A 14,439-nucleotide genomic window follows, 5' to 3' on the forward strand; every position below is an offset into this window, starting at 1 on the left:
GCGGACTTGCATGACTGACGCGCGCGGGCGCAAGCATCGCAGGGTGAGTGTCTGCGCAACGATGGCGCGCTTGCATGACCTGGCGATGACACTGCCCTTATTTTACGCAGCACGACGGGCCGCGCTTGCATCGCGCGGCCCGCGCTTGGCCGTTAAGCATGGGCTTGGAACTTCAGGCGCATGCCTGCCGCGACGACTGCTTGCGTATTGCTCGGGAAGTTATTGAACCTCAGGTAGTCGGCGTCGAACGCATTGAGCGAGCCACCCCGGGCGGTCTGCGTGGGCTCGGCAACCATCGTGCGCGTGAACACGAGCCCCACCTTTGCCGGCCCGATCGTCTAGCTGCCGCCCGCGCCGGGCGTCGTTCGCGCTTCGGTCAATCGACGATCTTCTTCGTAACCACGAGTGCGATCACGAGGAATACCACGCACAGCACCACAAAGATAAAGAACAGGATCTTCGCAATCGCGGCCGCGCTGGCCGCAATACCCGTGAAGCCAAACAGGGCCGCGATCACGGCGATCACGGCAAAGAACAGGGCCATTTTTAGCATGATCGGTTTCCTCCTCGCGTGAAGGCGCCGCCACATGGGCCGCGCTGCTTGATGGACTGACAGCGCACCTGCTCAGCAATCGATGTGCCCAGCACCGGGGCACGCAGCCAGGCGCCTAACCGGGCGGGAATGAAAAACGGCCCGGCGTGCGGAGGCACACGCCGGGCCAAAACGGCGCTGTACAGGGGAGCACGGCGCCGTCGAGGTCGAAAAACGAACTTAACGTTCGCGGGACTGCAGGTGCGTTGCGCTTACAGGTAGGAGGTTCCGTCAATATAGGCCTTGCGCCAGCGAACGATCTTCACGCTCTCGAACAGCCCGACATGCGTGAACGGATCCTGCGCGATGAAGCGCTCGGCTTCCTCGCGCGTTTCGAGATCGACGATATAGATGCCGCCGCCTGCGCTGCTCCCGTCGTCGTTGAGCTTCGCGCCGCAGGCCAGCAACAGCGCCTTGTTTTGCGCGAGAAACGCCAGATGTGAATCGCGCTCGCGTGCGCGCACTTCGGCGTGACCGGGCTTGTCGAACGTTTCGATGAGAAAAGGCATGGCGCGTTCCTCTTAATTGGGCACGATGGCCGACGGATGCTGGGCGAGCGGCGTCACGCTGATCTTCAGGAACGGGAAGAGCGGCAGCGCGGTCAGCAGCGTATGGAGTTCGTCGTTCGATTCGACATCGAACACGCTGTAATTCGCATATTCGCCGGCCACGCGCCACAGGTGGCGCCATTTGCCTTCTCGTTGCAGCTTCTGCGAAAACGCTTTTTCCTCGGCCTTCAGGGCGTCGGCGAAGGCGGCGTCGGTGCCGTGCGGAATCTGCACCTGCATGTGCACAAGAAACAGCATGAATAGTCTCCGGTGAGGATGGGGTTCAGAAAGGGGCGCCTATAAGGGAGAGCCAATCAGCCCCAGGCGAGAATCGCAACCGAATACACGATGCCGATCCAGAACATCATGATGACCGTGTAGCCCATGATGTCCTTGAGCTTGAGCTTCGAAAGCGCAAGCGCGGGCAAGATCCAGAACGGCTGCACGAGGTCGTTCCATGCGTTGCCGAGCATCACAGCCGTCGAGGTATGGCCCACGGAGGCGCCGATGGTCTTCGCCGCTTCGATCATGAACGGTCCCTGAATGACCCAGTGGCCGCCGCCCGAAGGCGCGAAGAAGTTGATCACGAACGAACTGATCAAGCCCCAGAACGGCAGCGTGCCCGGCGTCGCGACCTTCACGAACGCTTCGGAAAACGTATTGACCAGACCCGAAGACGCCATGATCGCCATGATGCCCGCGTAGAACGGGTACTGCAGAATGATGCCGCTGATCGTGCGAATGCCTTCGTTGAGCTTCTCCACATAGCGGATCGGCGTGCCGAGCAGCAGGATGCCGAGGAACAGAATGAAGAAGTTGATGAGGTTCAGGTCGATCGAGCCGCCCTGCACGAAGTGCAGCGCGACATAGCCCATGCCGATCAGGCCGATCACGTAGCTCAGAAGACGGCTGTTGTTCAGGCGGTTGGCGAGCGTGTTGCCTTCGTCGAGATCCACGCCGAGCGCGGCGGCCTTCTGCTGCTTTTCTTCCTGGGCGCGGTCGATTTCCTTGATCGGCTGACCCGGCTTCGGGTGCAGCCATGCGTTCAGCAGCGGCAGCGTGATGAGGGTCACGAGGCTCGTGATGAGCATGGTGGTCGAGAAAATCGTTTCGGAGAGCGGAATGACGCCCATCTGCGCCTCGAGCGGATGCCCCTTCGTGGAGATCAGCACGGGAATGCTGGCGGAAAGCCCGAGGCCGTAGAGCGTAAAGCCGCTATAGGCCGAAGCGATGATGAGCGGGTAGTGCACGCCTTTCACGCGCAGCGCGAGCTTGCGCGCGACGATCCCACCTACCACGAGGCCGAAGCCCCAGTTCAGATAGCTGCCGATGCCGCCCACCAGCGTCGCGACGATGATCGCCATGCGCGGATCGTTCACGCGCGCCACCAGGCGGTTCAGAAAGCGGTCGGTGAGCGGCGCGGTCGCGAGCACGTAGCCCATCGCGAGAATCACCGCCATTTGCGTGGTGAACGCGAGCAGCGCCCAGAAGCCCTTGCCCCAGCTCGTGGTGAGCGCCGTGACGGCTTGTCCTTGCACGATCACGGCAAGGGCCATCGTCAGCAGGGTGAGGCCGATCGCGAAGACGAACGGATCGGGCAAATACCGGCGCATCAGCTCGGTAAAGAAAGCGGTGACTTTCTGCATGGAAGTGTCTCTATCTGAAATGTAATAGTTGTCGGGTCTCTTCGGCTCTCGGCGCGTGTTCGATGCGCTTATGAGTCGTCGTGGCTTTGGGTCTTGCGATGGCGGGCGAGATGCATGAGCTGGCGGTCGCGCCAGCCCACGCGCTCGTCCCATTGATCGAGCGGCAATGCCGCGCGTCTCGCCGTCTCGACCTCGGCGACGAGTTCGGGCGTCCACGGGTCGTGCTGGCCGCGCTCGGCGCCCATGCGCGCGTACGAGGGACCCATCTTCTGCGCATGCGAGGCGATGCCGCCGCGCGTGTTCAGATCGACGGTCTCGAACGGGCCGATCACCGACCAGCGCGGGCCGAGGCCTTCACGCATCACGGTGTCGATGTCTTCCACCGACGCGACGCCGTCGCGCACGAGGCAATACGCTTCACGCAGCACGGCGCCTTGCAGGCGGTTGAAGATGAAGCCTTCCACTTCGTGCTTTACGCGCACGGGCTTCATGCCCGCTTCGGCGTAGAGCGCGATCGCGCGCGTGGTCGCCGCTTCGGACGTGAACGGTGCGGGCACGACCTCGATCACGGGTACGAGGTAGGGCGGGTTGCCGGGATGGGCAACGAGGCAGCGCGCGCGACCCGGCAGTGTAGCGTCGACGAATTTCGAAGCCGCGAGAAACGACGAAGCGCTCGCGAGGATCGCTTCGGGCGGCGCGGCGCGGTCGAGCTGCGCGAAGATTTCGCGCTTGAGTTCGGCGCGCTCCGGTGCGCATTCCTGCACGAGATCGGCGTGCGCCACCGCGGCTTCGAGCGTGTCGACGATCGCGACGCGTGTGGCGATTTGCTGTGCGCTTTCATCGAGCAGCGCGTATTGCGTGAGAGCGTCGAGGCGCAGCGCAATCTCTTCAGGCGCGGCGGCGCGGCGTGCCGCGTCGGGATCGTAGAGGCGCACGCGCCAGCCGGCCCGCGCAAAGCAGATCGCGAACGCCACGCCGATGCTGCCCGCGCCGACGATGCCGGCGCGGCGCGGTTCGCATGGTTGTGCAGGCGTTTCGAGGGCCGCCATCGTCAGACTCCCGCGACGCCAACGGTCATGCCGCCGCACACGTAGAGCACCTGGCCGGTCACGAAACCGCTGCGCGCGTCGAGCAGATACGAGGCGGCGTGCGCGACATCGTCGGGGGTACCTACACGTTTGACCGGCACGGCGTTGATGATCGCCTCGGTGCGCGGCGCGCCGGGCGGATTGGCGCGGTCGAACAGCTCGGTGCGAATCGGGCCCGGCCCAATGGCGTTCGCGGTCACGCCGAATGCGCCGAGTTCGAGCGCCCAGACGCGCGTCATGCCGATCAACGCGGCCTTGGTGGCCGAATAGGCCGTACGCAGCTCTTTACCGAGCGCGGCGCGCGACGACATGTTGACGATGCGCCCGAAGCGCGCCGCCTTCATGCCGGGCAACAGCGCCTGCATGCACTGCTGCGCGCAGCGCACGTTGAGGGCCCATGCGCGTTCGAGTTCTTCGAGCGACTGGTGCTCGGCGTCATTGGGCACGACCACGCCCACGTTGTTGATGAGGCGCGTGATCGGGCCGCCTTCCAGCGCGCGGGCGAGTGCGGCTGCCGTTGCCTCGGTGTCGGAGAGATCGGCGATGATGCCGTCGCCCACGCGGTCGATCACGACGGCTTCGTAGCCATCGGCCGCGCAGCGCGCGGCGCACGCGGCGCCGATGCCGGCGGCGCCGCCGGTAATCAGGACTCTTTCTTTAGCCATGTTTTTCGGGAATGCGGATAAAACAGAGGATAGCGAAGCAGTTCGTCAAACCGTGGCGACCGGCGTGACGGGCGAGCCCATGGCCCCAGGCAGCCGCAGCGGCGGCGCGGTGAGCATGAAGCGCGAGCGCCGGTGCTCGCGCAGCCACAGGGCGAGATCGCGCAAATACCAAAGCTCGCCCAGCGGCAGGCCGAGCTTGAAGAGACAGTGGTGATGCAGCGGCATGAGCGGGTGATCGCCGGGTGTGGCGGGCGCACGCGCGGGGTAGCGTTCGACTGCGTAGTTGTCGGCAGCGAGCGCCGCGATGCCCGAATCGGTGATCCATTGCAGCAGGCGCTCGTCGCGCCCGTCGAGTGCGCTGCAGTGGCTCGACAACACGGCTTCGTCGGGCTGGCGGTTCATTTCGAGCACCATCTCAGCAAACCCGGTGCGCAGCACGAGCATGTCGCCGCGCTCGACTTCCACGCCGTCGGCCTCGATCACGCGCATCAGGTCGTCGTAGCCCACGGTGCGAAACTCGCGGCCAAAATGCGCGGCGAAATCGATCAGCACGCCGCGCCCTTGCATGCCCTTCACGGCAAGATGCTCGATGCCGAGCACATCGGCATGGCTATGCTCTCCCCCGCACGCGTGAGGCGCGAAGTTGTCTTCCGCGCGATATTCCATCGGGCCGACCACGTCCACGTTCGCGCGAAAGCCGTTGTAGTAGACGCTTTCGGCTACGCCGTCGCCGTTGGCGTCGAAGCGTGCGCCCACGTGCGCGAGCGAATCCCACTGCGTGGAGTATTGAAGCGAGAGCAGTACCTGGTCGTCGCTCACCACGTCGGTCGCGCCCGCAACGTTCCGCGCGAACGGGAAGTTCACGTAGGGCAGGCCGTCGCGGAAGGTAGGGCGCAGCACTGGCGGATGGCGGCGCACGTTGAGCTTGCTGTCGCCGGGAAAGTCGAGCGGCAGCGAAAGGGTGAACGTGAGGCCCGCGCGAATTTCCTGCGCGCCCTTGATCACCTGCTCGGCGCCGATGAGGTTGGGGCGCCCCAATTGATCGTCGGGACCGAAGTCGCCCCAGTTCGAGCCTTGCGGCCGGTTCTTCCAACGCATGCTTGACCCTCCACTTCAGGAATTTCGCGCTTCGCGCATCGCTGCAGTCAGTGCCCGAGACGTTTAACGTGCCTCAGGCTGCGAGCAGCGTGGGCGGGATTTGCGCGTACACCTCGAGCAACGCCTTCACGGCGTTCTGCTCGTTCTTGAGAAGACGCGCCTTGGGCGCGCCGATGACGAGCGCAAACGCCTCGCCATGGATCAGGAAACCGCGCGCGAGGCCGGCTACGTCCTCCACGCTCTCGCCCGTCGAGCGATGCCAGCCGTCCGTCACGCCCTGCTCGACATCGCGCTCGAACGCGCCGCGCTCGATCACCGCCCCGTTGGCCGAGTGCAACGGCGGCTCGCAACTGTCTAGCAGTTTGCGGCGCACGGCCGGGGCAAGCGCGCCAAGCAGCGCCTTGCCCGCGGCGCTCGCAATGGTCATGAAGCCGCCCGGCTCGTCGCTGTAGCGGATCTTCTGGCGCGACTCCATCACGTCGAGATAGACCACGCGGTTGCCCGCAAGCGTGGCGAGCGCGGCGGTTTCGCCGGTTGCGTCGCGCAACGCGGAAAGCAGCGGCTGGAACATCAGCGTGAGCGGGTCCTCGCTGCAGATGTCGCGCGCCACATGCAGAAGACGCTGCGTGGGGTAGTAGCCCGCCTTCACGCCCGGCGCGTACAGATAGCCTTTGGCCACCATCGTCTGCAACAGCGCGTGGCAGCTCGACAGCGGGATCTCGGTTCGACGCGCAATCTCGCTGTAGATCATCGGTTGCCGGACTTCGGCAAAGAGGTTGATCACGTCGAAGACGCGCACTGCAGTTTTCACATCCATGAGAGCATTATCGACATACCGATAACCAGCTGACAATACGATTACGGGTAAACACCTAAATCGGCGCGTCGATCAAGTCCGCGCCCCGTTTGCGTTCGAGCACTTGCCGCTTCGCGGAAATCGGCGAAGACACCACGGCGCGCCAATACTGCGGCGCGCTGGTTGCCGAGGTGATGCGCCGCCACGGCCACGAAGTCGCTCAGGCGCGGGGCCGCGTGAGCGGGGCGCTTTTCAGCTATGGTGCGGTGTTCAGCGCGCAGCCGGTGGTCCTGCCGTTCGAAGCGGTGATCGAAGCGCTCGCAACCATGCCGGAGCGCTTCGCGGCGCTCGTCAAGCGCGTGCCTATGGATCTATGGGCGCGCCGGCCAGGCGGCACGGGCTTCTCGTTGCTCGAGCACGCGTGCCATTTGCGCGATCTCGACGCCGTATTCGCCGAACGATTCAGTGTCGTGCGCAAGGCTCAGCTGCCGGAAATCGCATCGGTGAACGGCACGGTGCTCGCGGAAGAACGCGAATACGGGAAGCAGGATCTCGTCGCCGCAATGGGCGAATTCAGCGAAGGGCGGCGCCGTCTTTGCGCCTCGCTCAAACGCCTCACGCCCAAGCAGCGCTTGCGCTGCGGGCTGCGCGACGGCGTCCGGCGCATGACGCTGGAAGAACTCGTGCGCGAGTTGCTCGACCATGACCGTACTCACGGCCTGGAGCTGGAAGAGCTGGAAAGCGAGCTGCAGGAAGCGGCTTAACCCCGCGCCTTCTCCGCCTCCTGGTACAACTCGCGCAGCGACTGCCCGAAAGTGGCGTCGACGTCGCGCAGCACGCCCGCGCGCGTGAACATCGCAACCGGCGGCAGCGTCCAGTCGAGCGTGTACGGCACGATCGCCACGCCCGCGAAGTGCACGAGTTCCTCGGCGATATCGGCGGGCACGATCGACACGGCGTTCTCGTTCGTGCTGATCATCTCGCCGATCAGCCGCGACGTGTAGCTCTCCACGATAGGCACGGGCGGCGCCACGCCCGCGTGCAGGAAGAGGTCGGAAATCTGCTCGCGGATGGGCGTGTGCGGCGCGCCCAGGATCCAGTCCAGTTCGACAAGCTTTTCCCAGTCGAGCTTGCCGCGCGCGAGCCGCGCCGCGAGCCGGCGGCTGGCGATGAGCCGCGGCTTTTGCTGATGCAGCACCTCGAAGCGCAACTGCGAGACGTCGACCGCCGAAGACGCGCGCCCGATCACGATATCGAGCGTATGGTCGCGCAGTTGCGGCAGGAGTGCGTCGCTCGTGCCTTCATGAATCGTCATGGTGACGCGTTGCGGCAGCCGCGACTGCGTAAGGCGAATGGCGGCGGCGAGCGTGCGCCCCGAGATGAACGGAATCACGCCCACGTGCACGCGCGTGGCGTGGCCGGCCACCACGGCTTCGATGTCGCGCGCGAGGTGGTCCAGGTCGTGCAGCATGGCCTGGGCACGTGCGAGCACCACATTGCCGAGCGCTGTAGGCGTCATACCGCGCGGCGTGCGGTCGAAGAGCGGCGCGCCGAACATGCTCTCCATTTCAGCCAGCGCGTTGGTGACGGCGGGCTGGCTCGTCGCCATGTGTTCCGCCACGCGCGTGAGCGAGCCGTGCTGGCGGATCTGCAGGAGCAGGACCAGATGGCGCATTTTCAGGCGCGTATTCAACCGCCTCGTCACGTCGTCAATGCTGAAAGACACGATTCCCCAGGGTATTACCAAAAAATGATGGCCCCATACTAAATCAAAATGAGCAGGTTATGAGGTCTCTCTAGAATCGCCTCATTCGAACATGACCGCCGCGCCTTCCGTGCGTGCGGCACACCATCAGAGTGAGGAACATGAACAAGACCGATCGTCAGGCCGCCCTCGAATATCACGAATTCCCCACTCCGGGCAAGATTTCGGTGACGGCCAGCAAGCCGCTCGTCACCCAGCGCGACCTCGCGCTCGCCTATACGCCGGGCGTGGCCGTGGCCTGCGAGGAGATCGTCGACAATCCGCAGAACTCGTTCCGCTATACGGCGCGCGGCAATCTGGTGGGCGTGATCACGAACGGCACGGCCGTCCTCGGCCTCGGCAACATCGGCGCGCTGGCCTCCAAGCCGGTCATGGAAGGCAAGGCGGTGCTCTTCAAGAAGTTCGCCGGCATCGACGTTTTCGACATCGAAATCACCGAAAGCGATCCGGACAAGCTCGTGGACATCATCGCGAGCCTCGAAGCCACGTTCGGCGGTATCAATCTGGAAGACATCAAGGCCCCCGACTGCTTCACGGTCGAGCGCAAGCTGCGCGAGCGCATGAAGATTCCGGTCTTCCACGACGATCAGCACGGCACCGCCATCACCGTTTCGGCGGCGTTCATGAACGGCCTGAAAGTGATCGGCAAGGACATCTCGAAGGTCAAGGTCGTGACCTCGGGTGCGGGCGCGGCGGCGCTGGCCTGTCTGGATCTCATGGTGGATCTGGGCCTGCCGCTCAAGAACATCTGGGTGACCGACATCGACGGCGTGGTCTACCAGGGCCGCACGACGCTCATGGACCCGGACAAGGAACGCTTCGCGCAGGACACCTCGGCGCGCTCGCTGTCCGACGTGATCGAAGGCGCGGACGTGTTCCTCGGCCTGTCGGCCGGCGGCGTGCTCAAGGCCGAAATGGTCAAGAAGATGGCGGACCAGCCGCTGATTCTCGCGCTTGCCAACCCCACGCCGGAAATCTTCCCCGAGGTCGCGCTCGAAGCGCGCCCGGACGCGGTGATTGCCACGGGCCGTTCGGACTTCCCGAACCAGGTCAACAACGTGCTGTGCTTCCCGTACATCTTCCGCGGCGCACTCGATGTCGGTGCAACGACCATCACGCGCAACATGGAAATCGCGGCGGTGCACGCGATCGCCAAGCTCGCGGAAGAAGAGCTGAACGATTCGGTGGCGGCCGCTTACGGTGCCTATGATCTGCGCTTCGGCCCGAAGTACCTGATTCCGAAGCCGTTCGACTCGCGTCTGATCGTGCGTATCGCGCCGGCCGTTGCGAAGGCGGCGATGGAAGACGGCGTGGCCACGCGTCCGATCGACGACTTCGCCGCCTACACGAACGAGCTTCAGCAGTTCGTGTATCACTCGGGCGCGTTCATGAAGCCGATTTTCGCGGCCGCGAAGCAGTTCGTGCGTGACGGCGGCAAGTCGCGCATCGTGTTCGCCGAAGGCGAGGAGGAGCGCGTGCTGCGCGCGGTGCAGGTGATCGTCGACGAGAAGCTTGCGCGTCCGATCCTGATCGGCCGTCCGGAAGTGCTGCTCGCCCGCATCGAGAAGTTCGGCCTGCGGCTGAAGCTCGGCGAAGACGTGGAAGTCACGAACCCCGAGTACGACGAGCGCTTCCACCAGTACTGGACGACCTATTGGGAACTGCGTTGCCGCGACGGCATTTCGAAGGAAATGGCGCGCGTGGAAATGCGCCGCCGCCTCACGCTGATCGGCGCGATGATGGTGCGCCTGGGCGACGCGGACGGCATGGTGTGCGGCACGGTGGGCGCGTATCACGACCACCTGCGCTTCGTCGACGAGGTGATCGGCAAGCAGCGCAACGCGAATACGTACGCGGCGATGAACATCCTGCTGCTCGACAAGCGCACGGTCGCGATCGTCGACACGCACGTCAACGACAACCCGAACGCCGAGCAGATCGCCGAATTCACGCTGGCCGCGGCACGCCAGATGGAATGGCTGAACCTGCAGCCGAAGGTAGCGCTGCTCTCGCGTTCGAACTTCGGCTCGGGCAGCTCGGCTTCGGGCACGAAGATGCGCGAAGTGCTCAAGCTGGTGACGGAAAAAAATCCCGACCTGGAAATCGACGGGGAAATGCACGGCGACTGCGCGCTGGACGAAGCCCTGCGCCTGCGCATCCTGCCGCATTCGAAGCTCAAGGGCGCGGCGAACCTGCTCGTGTGCCCGAACGTGGACTCGGGCAACATCGCCTACAACCTGCTCAAGACGGGTGCGGGCAGCAACGTGGCGGTCGGCCCGTTCCTGCTGGGCGTGAATGCGCCGGTGAACGTGCTGACGTCGAGCTCGACGGTGCGACGCATCATCAACATGGCCGCTTTGACCGTGTTGCAGGCGAACCGCGACTAAACGCAGGCACAGGACGCACACAGTGCGTCCCGATGAAAAACGCGCGATGGCTTCCGGCTGTCGCGCGTTTTTTTGCTTGGGCAGGTCAGGGCGCCGTTGCGGCGAGCTGTTCGTCGATCAGGCGGCAGGCCGCGCTGTAGCCGCCCATCAAGGCGTCGATATCGGAGTGGAAGGGCAGCCCGGCGGCGTTGTCGATTCTCAGGGGCGAGGGGACGGCGCGCTCGTAGATTGCCGCGATGCTCACCACCGCTGCATAGCGAGGCCGTTCGATTTCCAGGCGCTCGAGCGGGAGCGTGCCATTTGCTTCGACGCCAACGCGGATTGCGTAGCCGCGATATTCATAAGTGCGATTCATGACTGCATTGCCGTGCGGATTACAACCTGCAAGGGTACGGCGCGCGAGCTTAAGTCAACCTTAGGTAAGCACTGAATGAACTGGAAGAGACCTTTCTGCGCTGCGCATCAATCGAGGCAAGACGAAAGGCGCTGAAAGGCGTTGGTCGGTAAGGTGCATAAACAATTATCGTCCGACGATAAAAGCGTAATCGCAGGCGCCTTTCCTTAAGGTTCTCATCAGCCTGGAGCAGGCACGATCCCTTCACGCTGCCCAGCTTCGCGCGTTGCCATGCGCCTGACATTCGCGAGGCGTAGGGTATAACCAGCCAGACTCGATATCGTTGTCCGCGCAACTTTCTGGAGTGCAGCCCCATGAAGCCGCCGACCGATCGCCTGCACGCCTACCTGTTCGTCGCTTCGCTTTCGGCGATCCTCATTCAGGTCGCCGTGTTCATTTCCATTCTTCTGCTGCACGTGCCGGAACGCGCCTTCGAATCGTCGCCGTTTCGCGTGGCCGTGGTCGCCGCAATCGGCTGCGTGCTGCTCGTCGTGCGCAGGCAGGCGCGGCGCGCCACGCGCGAGGCCGAGTCCCGCAACCGCAGTCAGGCGAAGCGGCGTGCCACGCGCGCGGCGTGCGCCTCGAAGCGCGCGGCACGCGCGCCGCTGCGGGCGCGCCATCTCCGCAATGCCATGACGGCGGCTGCGGCCCGCCCGAGCGCACGTTGAGTCGCGAGGCGCGCGCTCGCCTCAGCCGTCCACCGGCGGGGCGGGCATCTCCAGATTGAGCTGGTAAAACGCGGCGTCGAGCCAGCGTCCGAACTTGAATCCCGCTTCCTTGATCGTGCCCGAGTGCGTGAAGCCCAGCTTGACGTGCAGCGCGATGCTGCCGGCATTGGCGGCGTCGATGCAGCCGACGATCACGTGAATCTGTTCCTCACGGGCGCGGCGGATCAACTCGAGCAGCAGGCGTTCGCCGAGGCCACGGCCGCGCTGGTCGCGGTGCACGTACACGCTGTGCTCGACCGTGTACTTGTTGGCGGGAAACGCGCGAAACGTACCCCAGCTCGCGAAGCCGAGCAGTGTGCCGGCCTCGTCTACGGCGCCCACTACCGGAAAGCCGTTCGCGCGCTTGGTGCCGAACCACGTGACCATGGCCTCGGGCGGACGCGGCTTGTAGTCGTAGAGCGCGGTCGAATTGACGATCGCGTCGTTGAGGATCTCGAGAATCGCCGACGCGTGGTCCGTTTCGTTGCAATCGATGAAGCGCACGCCATCGCTGCGTGAGTTCGAATTCATGGGGAATCCTCTTTAAATGGATAGGGTGGAAGATCGAGGCGAATGACGCGGGTTCAGAGGCCGCTCGCGTCGCAAATCGCGACGACGTAACGCGCGGCCTGCGAACCGGGATTGCTGAAGATGAGCGGCTGATCGAGCCGCATGGCGAGGCAATCGCCTGCATGAAGCGCATGGCGTTCGGTGCCCAGTTCCACGTCGATCCGTCCTTCCATCACCCAGACCTGCTGGTGAATCACAGTCTCGCGGCTGCCCGTTTCGTAGGCTACGCGCGCGCCGGCCGGGAAATCCACTTCGACCAGCTGGATCCGCGAAGGCCAGTTGGGCGGCGACACGCTCCGGCGCGTATAGCCCGATTGCGGGTCGCGCCACTGTACCTGCTGCGCACGGCGTACCAGCGGCTCGGCGGGCGTGCTCTCGCCGCTGGCGCCGAACAGGCTCGCCATCGAGACCGACAGCCCCGCCGCGAGCTTTTCGAGCACTACGGCCGTGGGGCTGGCGGCGCCGCGCTCGATCATCGAGATCATCGAACGGCTCACGCCGCTGCGCGTCGCCAGCGCGTCGAGCGTGAGGCCGCGCGTGGCGCGCAGGTCGCGCACGCAGCGGGCAATGCGCTCGTTGATGCCGGCGTCGGTCGGGGTATCCATGGGGTTCGTTTCCAAGATGATGGAGTCATTATCCAGTAAATTGGAAATTACGGCCAATAAAAAAGCGTGCGGCCCGGCATCAGGGCCACACGCTCGACGGGCGTTAAGCCTTTTCCGGCAGGAACCAGTTCATCACGAGCGCGCAAATGCCGCCCGTTGCGACGCCCGACTCCAGCACGTTCTTGAGCGCATGCGGGAGGCTGGTCAGAATCTCCGGCACCTGCGAGACGCCCAGGCCCAGTGCCAGCGACACGGCGATGATGAGCAGCGCGCGGCGGTCGAGGCGCGTGCCCGCGAGGATGTTGATGCCCGAAGCGGCCACCGCGCCGAACATCACCATGGCTGCGCCGCCCAGCACGGGTTCGGGTACGGCCTGCAGCACGCCGGCCACGGGCGGGAAGAGGCCCAGCACGACGAGCATGCCCGCGATCCAGAGGCCAACGTGGCGGCTGGCAATGCCGGTGAGCTGGATGACGCCGTTGTTCTGCGCGAACACGGAGCTGGGAAACGTGTTGAAGAAGCCCGCGAGCAGCGAGTTGAAGCCGTTCACGAGCACGCCGCCCTTGATGCGCCGCATCCACACCGGGCCTTCCACCGGCTCCTTCGACACCTTGCTGGTGGCGGTGACGTCGCCGATCGCTTCGAGCGAGGTCACGAGGTAGATGATCAGCATCGGCACGAAGAGCGACCACGAGAAGCCCAGGCCGAAATGCAGCGGGGTCGGAATCTGGAACAGCGCGGCTTCGCGCGCGCCGGTGAAGTCGAGCCGACCCATTGCGCCCGCAACGATATAGCCGATGGCGAGTGCGATGACGAGCGCCGTGCTGCGCACCCAGACGACGGGCACGCGGTTGAGCACGATGATGGTGCCGAGCACGAGGCCCGAGAGCGTGAGGTTCTGGACGCTCGCGAAGTTGCCTTTGGCGATGGCGCCATAGCCGCCGCCCATGCTGACGAGGCCGACCTTGATGAGCGTGAGGCCGATCAGCAGCACGACGATGCCGGTGACGAGCGGGGTGATGAGCCGCTTGATGAAGGGCAGGATGCGCGACACGGCCATTTCGACGAACGAGCCCGCAATGACGACGCCGAAGATGGCGGCCATCACGGTTTCGACGGGCGTGCCCTGCTTGACCATCAGGCTGCCGCCCGCGATGAGCGGTCCGACGAAGTTGAAGCTCGTGCCCTGCACGATGAGCAGGCCTGCGCCGAGCGGCCCCACGCGCTTGCATTGCAGGAAGGTGGCGATGCCGGAGATCACCAGCGACATCGAGACGATCAGCGTGGTGTCGCGGCTGGAGACGCCCAGCGCCTGGCAGATCAGGAGCCCTGGCGTCACGATCGGCACGAGGATCGCGAGCAGATGCTGGAGCGCGGCCACGAAGGCGATGGTGGGCGCGGGGCGGTCGTTGGGGCCGTAGACGAGGTCGTGGGTGAGTTCGGTGTCGTTCGCTTCGCGGGCAGCGGCGGGCGAGGTCGATGGAGCGGAGTGCATCGGGCGCGGCGGGGGAATAGAGAAAGCGCAGCATTTTAACGGAAGCTTCGGAGCAACCTTGGGCGCGCCTGCTTCAGGGCGCG

The 14,439-nt window shown here is 64.8% G+C and carries 17 protein-coding genes; 3 read left to right on the forward strand and 14 right to left on the reverse strand.

The window, feature by feature from the left end; all coding sequences use genetic code 11:
* Positions 1 to 152: 152 nt before the first annotated feature.
* The 9 genes from AB3X98_RS28915 to AB3X98_RS28955 all read right to left on the reverse strand — a co-directional run bounded on the left by AB3X98_RS28915 (position 153) and on the right by AB3X98_RS28955 (position 6,454).
* Entirely contained in the window at positions 153 to 311 is a 159-nt protein-coding gene (locus tag AB3X98_RS28915) for a hypothetical protein (protein WP_342947101.1), read from the reverse strand.
* Positions 312 to 376: 65 nt separating this feature from the next.
* Positions 377 to 553, reverse strand: coding sequence for a DUF1328 family protein (locus AB3X98_RS28920; protein ID WP_368603403.1), 177 nt, complete (start codon positions 551 to 553; stop codon positions 377 to 379).
* 251 nt (positions 554 to 804) lie between these two features.
* Positions 805 to 1,101, reverse strand: coding sequence for a YciI family protein (locus tag AB3X98_RS28925; protein ID WP_069266127.1), 297 nt, complete (start codon positions 1,099 to 1,101; stop codon positions 805 to 807).
* A 12-nt stretch (positions 1,102 to 1,113) separates the two neighbouring features.
* Complete coding sequence (gene catC, locus AB3X98_RS28930; RefSeq protein WP_069266126.1) at positions 1,114 to 1,398, reverse strand: muconolactone Delta-isomerase; 285 nt, start codon at positions 1,396 to 1,398, stop codon at positions 1,114 to 1,116.
* A gap of 56 nt (positions 1,399 to 1,454) precedes the next feature.
* Complete coding sequence (locus AB3X98_RS28935; protein WP_368603404.1) at positions 1,455 to 2,786, reverse strand: short-chain fatty acid transporter; 1,332 nt, start codon at positions 2,784 to 2,786, stop codon at positions 1,455 to 1,457.
* Between the two features lie 68 nt (positions 2,787 to 2,854).
* Positions 2,855 to 3,835, reverse strand: a complete 981-nt coding sequence (locus AB3X98_RS28940) for a 3-hydroxyacyl-CoA dehydrogenase (protein WP_368603405.1) — start codon at positions 3,833 to 3,835, stop codon at positions 2,855 to 2,857.
* Positions 3,836 to 3,837: 2 nt separating this feature from the next.
* The gene (locus AB3X98_RS28945) at positions 3,838 to 4,539 is read right to left on the reverse strand and encodes an SDR family oxidoreductase (RefSeq protein WP_069266123.1); all 702 of its coding nucleotides are present in this window, start codon (positions 4,537 to 4,539) and stop codon (positions 3,838 to 3,840) included.
* 45 nt (positions 4,540 to 4,584) lie between these two features.
* Positions 4,585 to 5,637 carry a cyclase family protein gene (locus tag AB3X98_RS28950; protein WP_342947105.1) on the reverse strand — a complete coding sequence of 351 codons (1,053 nt, stop codon included), beginning with the start codon at positions 5,635 to 5,637 and terminating at the stop codon, positions 4,585 to 4,587.
* A 73-nt stretch (positions 5,638 to 5,710) separates the two neighbouring features.
* On the reverse strand, positions 5,711 to 6,454 hold the full coding sequence (locus tag AB3X98_RS28955) for an IclR family transcriptional regulator (protein WP_368603406.1): 744 nt from the start codon (positions 6,452 to 6,454) through the stop codon (positions 5,711 to 5,713).
* 89 nt (positions 6,455 to 6,543) lie between these two features.
* Between AB3X98_RS28955 and AB3X98_RS28960 the strand changes: the two genes are divergently transcribed.
* Positions 6,544 to 7,197 carry a DinB family protein gene (locus AB3X98_RS28960; RefSeq protein WP_368603407.1) on the forward strand — a complete coding sequence of 218 codons (654 nt, stop codon included), beginning with the start codon at positions 6,544 to 6,546 and terminating at the stop codon, positions 7,195 to 7,197.
* Here the strand turns inward: AB3X98_RS28960 and AB3X98_RS28965 are convergent.
* Positions 7,194 to 8,159 (reverse strand): LysR family transcriptional regulator, encoded by a 966-nt coding sequence (locus AB3X98_RS28965; RefSeq protein ID WP_069266119.1) that lies wholly within the window; start codon positions 8,157 to 8,159, stop codon positions 7,194 to 7,196. The genes AB3X98_RS28960 and AB3X98_RS28965 overlap by 4 nt on opposite strands.
* 140 nt (positions 8,160 to 8,299) lie before the next feature.
* Between AB3X98_RS28965 and AB3X98_RS28970 the strand changes: the two genes are divergently transcribed.
* A complete protein-coding gene (locus AB3X98_RS28970) occupies positions 8,300 to 10,585 on the forward strand; it encodes an NADP-dependent malic enzyme (RefSeq protein ID WP_069266118.1) in 2,286 nt (761 codons plus the stop codon).
* Positions 10,586 to 10,670: 85 nt separating this feature from the next.
* Here the strand turns inward: AB3X98_RS28970 and AB3X98_RS28975 are convergent, their stop codons facing one another.
* Positions 10,671 to 10,940: a hypothetical protein gene (locus AB3X98_RS28975; protein ID WP_368603408.1), complete on the reverse strand. Its 270-nt coding sequence runs from the start codon at positions 10,938 to 10,940 to the stop codon at positions 10,671 to 10,673.
* Between the two features lie 353 nt (positions 10,941 to 11,293).
* On the opposite strand from AB3X98_RS28975, the gene AB3X98_RS28980 reads away from it, so the two are divergent.
* A complete protein-coding gene (locus tag AB3X98_RS28980; RefSeq protein ID WP_368603409.1) occupies positions 11,294 to 11,647 on the forward strand; it encodes a hypothetical protein in 354 nt (117 codons plus the stop codon).
* A gap of 21 nt (positions 11,648 to 11,668) precedes the next feature.
* On the opposite strand, the gene AB3X98_RS28985 is transcribed toward AB3X98_RS28980, so the two are convergent.
* The 3 genes from AB3X98_RS28985 to AB3X98_RS28995 form a co-directional block, all read right to left on the reverse strand.
* The gene (locus tag AB3X98_RS28985) at positions 11,669 to 12,217 is read right to left on the reverse strand and encodes a GNAT family N-acetyltransferase (RefSeq protein ID WP_069266115.1); all 549 of its coding nucleotides are present in this window, start codon (positions 12,215 to 12,217) and stop codon (positions 11,669 to 11,671) included.
* Positions 12,218 to 12,270: 53 nt separating this feature from the next.
* Positions 12,271 to 12,861, reverse strand: coding sequence for a helix-turn-helix domain-containing protein (locus AB3X98_RS28990; protein ID WP_368603410.1), 591 nt, complete (start codon positions 12,859 to 12,861; stop codon positions 12,271 to 12,273).
* 103 nt (positions 12,862 to 12,964) lie between these two features.
* Positions 12,965 to 14,356 (reverse strand): uracil-xanthine permease family protein, encoded by a 1,392-nt coding sequence (locus tag AB3X98_RS28995; RefSeq protein WP_368603411.1) that lies wholly within the window; start codon positions 14,354 to 14,356, stop codon positions 12,965 to 12,967.
* Positions 14,357 to 14,439 lie beyond the last annotated feature (83 nt).

It is taken from the genome of Paraburkholderia sp. BR14312 (assembly GCF_040948675.1).
In the GTDB taxonomy this organism is placed as follows: Bacteria; Pseudomonadota; Gammaproteobacteria; order Burkholderiales; family Burkholderiaceae; genus Paraburkholderia; species Paraburkholderia nodosa_A.

Bases quoted from the DNA above. Each gene is read 5' to 3' on its own strand.
- AB3X98_RS28945 (WP_069266123.1), bottom strand. From the start codon at position 4,539: ATGGCTAAAGAAAGAGTCCTGATTACCGGCGGCGCCGCCGGCATCGGC.
- AB3X98_RS28990 (WP_368603410.1), bottom strand. From the start codon at position 12,861: ATGGATACCCCGACCGACGCCGGCATCAACGAGCGCATTGCCCGCTGC.
- AB3X98_RS28985 (WP_069266115.1), bottom strand. From the start codon at position 12,217: ATGAATTCGAACTCACGCAGCGATGGCGTGCGCTTCATCGATTGCAAC.
- AB3X98_RS28995 (WP_368603411.1), bottom strand. From the start codon at position 14,356: ATGCACTCCGCTCCATCGACCTCGCCCGCCGCTGCCCGCGAAGCGAAC.
- catC (WP_069266126.1), bottom strand. From the start codon at position 1,398: ATGCTGTTTCTTGTGCACATGCAGGTGCAGATTCCGCACGGCACCGAC.
- AB3X98_RS28935 (WP_368603404.1), bottom strand. From the start codon at position 2,786: ATGCAGAAAGTCACCGCTTTCTTTACCGAGCTGATGCGCCGGTATTTG.
- AB3X98_RS28925 (WP_069266127.1), bottom strand. From the start codon at position 1,101: ATGCCTTTTCTCATCGAAACGTTCGACAAGCCCGGTCACGCCGAAGTG.
- AB3X98_RS28980 (WP_368603409.1), top strand. From the start codon at position 11,294: ATGAAGCCGCCGACCGATCGCCTGCACGCCTACCTGTTCGTCGCTTCG.
- AB3X98_RS28920 (WP_368603403.1), bottom strand. From the start codon at position 553: ATGCTAAAAATGGCCCTGTTCTTTGCCGTGATCGCCGTGATCGCGGCC.
- AB3X98_RS28975 (WP_368603408.1), bottom strand. From the start codon at position 10,940: ATGAATCGCACTTATGAATATCGCGGCTACGCAATCCGCGTTGGCGTC.
- AB3X98_RS28940 (WP_368603405.1), bottom strand. From the start codon at position 3,835: ATGGCGGCCCTCGAAACGCCTGCACAACCATGCGAACCGCGCCGCGCC.
- AB3X98_RS28955 (WP_368603406.1), bottom strand. From the start codon at position 6,454: ATGGATGTGAAAACTGCAGTGCGCGTCTTCGACGTGATCAACCTCTTT.
- AB3X98_RS28950 (WP_342947105.1), bottom strand. From the start codon at position 5,637: ATGCGTTGGAAGAACCGGCCGCAAGGCTCGAACTGGGGCGACTTCGGT.
- AB3X98_RS28970 (WP_069266118.1), top strand. From the start codon at position 8,300: ATGAACAAGACCGATCGTCAGGCCGCCCTCGAATATCACGAATTCCCC.